This window comes from Saccharomonospora saliphila YIM 90502, assembly GCF_000383795.1.
In the GTDB taxonomy this organism is placed as follows: Bacteria; Actinomycetota; Actinomycetes; order Mycobacteriales; family Pseudonocardiaceae; genus Saccharomonospora; species Saccharomonospora saliphila.
Genome location: NZ_KB912670.1, coordinates 15615 through 17383 on the forward strand (window position 1 = coordinate 15615; position 1769 = coordinate 17383).

General features: G+C 72.6%; 2 protein-coding genes. One reads left to right on the plus strand and one right to left on the minus strand.

The window, feature by feature from the left end; all coding sequences use genetic code 11:
* Positions 1-947, minus strand: a 947-nt coding sequence (locus SACSA_RS0111480) for a zinc-dependent alcohol dehydrogenase (RefSeq protein WP_019816020.1), incomplete at its 3' end; no start/stop codon positions are given.
* A 177-nt stretch (positions 948-1124) separates the two neighbouring features.
* Between SACSA_RS0111480 and SACSA_RS0111485 the strand changes: the two genes are divergently transcribed.
* Positions 1125-1769, plus strand: a 645-nt coding sequence (locus tag SACSA_RS0111485) for a LacI family DNA-binding transcriptional regulator (protein ID WP_019816021.1), incomplete at its 3' end; no start/stop codon positions are given.

The following is a 1769-nucleotide window of genomic DNA, read 5'->3' on the forward strand; positions in this document are numbered from 1 at the left end:
ACCTCGCGGGCCCCGGCGAAGGCATCGGCCGCGGCGTCCGGGCCCGCGCGGTACCGGAGCACGCGGGCCGGGTCGAGCGCGCCGCGGACGACGGCGTCGACGGTGTCGCGGAAGTCGTGCGGGTGGTCGTAGATCAGCGAGCCGCGGATCGTGAGCTGCCGCCGCGTGAGGTCCAGGGTGGACGTCGAGACCTCCCGGCCGCTCATCCCGATCACCACGACGGAACCGGCAGGCCGCACCGCGCGCAGCGCGAGGTCCCAGGTGTCGGGCACGCCCACGGTGTCGAACACGACGTGGGCGACGCCCGCGGATTCCGGGTCCGCCGGCGTCGCGCCGAGTTCCTCGGCGAGGGCGAGCCTGCCCGCGTGCGGTTCGGTGACCCGGGGACGCACGCCGAGCGCGCGCAGCGCCTGGCACACGAACAGCCCCTGTGAGCCCGCGCCGACGACGAGGCAGTCCTGGTCCGGACCAACCCCGGAGCGCCGGACGGCGGCCCTGGCGACCGCGAGCGGTTCCACGCACGCCAACGCGGCGTCGTCCACGGTGTCCGGGACGGGCCAGGTGAACTGCGCGGGTACCGCGACACGCTCGGCGAGCAGGCCCGGGATGTTCATCCCGACGATCCCCCGGTGCGCGCACGCGGAGGTCACGCCCTCGGCGCACGCGGCGCAGTCCCGGCAGCCGTAGTTCGGTTCGACGACCACCCGCTGTCCCGGGTACCGGCCGGTCACGCCGGGCCCGACCGCGACGATCTCGCCGCCACCCTCGTGGCCCATCACCCACGGCACCTCGGGGGTCAGGCGGTGTCCATCGTAGACACCCAAATCCGACCCGCACAGTCCGACGGCGCGCATCGCGACGAGGACCTCGCCCTCGCGTGGTCGGGGCTCGGGCCAGGTGTCGACCGTGTCGACCCGCCCGGGCCCGCTCAGGACGATCGCCCTCATCAACCGTGTCCCTCTCGACGCCACTGTCCTTGCGCTGGCGGCCGGGCATCGCAGGCGCCGGCCGGGAAACGCAGCAGACCATAAACAGCGCGGGAAACGGATGACAAGCGGTTGCCAAATGTTGCCACGTGCCGCTAGTCTCGCTTCCGTCCGAGACCGACGGAGCGGAGTACTGCGGTGGCGCAACGTGAGGGCAGACGGCCGACGATCTACGACGTGGCGCGCGAGGCGGGTGTGGCCACATCGACGGTCTCCCGGGCCCTGGCGAAGCCCGGTCGTGTCAACGAGCGGACCCGCGAGACCATTCTCGAGGTGGCCGAGCGACTCGGGTACCACACCAACCCGATCGCGAGGGCGCTGCCGTCCGGGGACACGCGCACGGTGGCACTGTTCGTCTCGGACATCACCAACCCGCACTTCTTCGGCATCATCCGCGGCGCCGAGCAACAGACCCGCGCGGCCGGGCGCACGCTGATCCTCGGTGACACCGAGGAGTCGCCGGATCTGGAATCGAGCAACGTCGAGCGGCTCAGCGGCTCCGTGGAGGGATTCGTGATCGCCGCGAGCCGGATGTCCGACGCCCAGATCCGCGAACTCGCCTCCGCGCACCGGTTGACGCTGGTGAGCCGACAAGTCGACGGACTGCCGAGCGTGAACGTCGATCACGAGGACGGCACGCGGCAGATCGTCGAGCACCTGGCCTCACTGGGGCACGCGTCGGTGGCCTACCTCGCCGGTCCGCGCCGGTCGTGGCTGGCCGCCGAGCGCTGGCGCGTGCTGCGGGACACCGCGCGCGGCTTCGGGATGCGCTCCGTCCGGCTG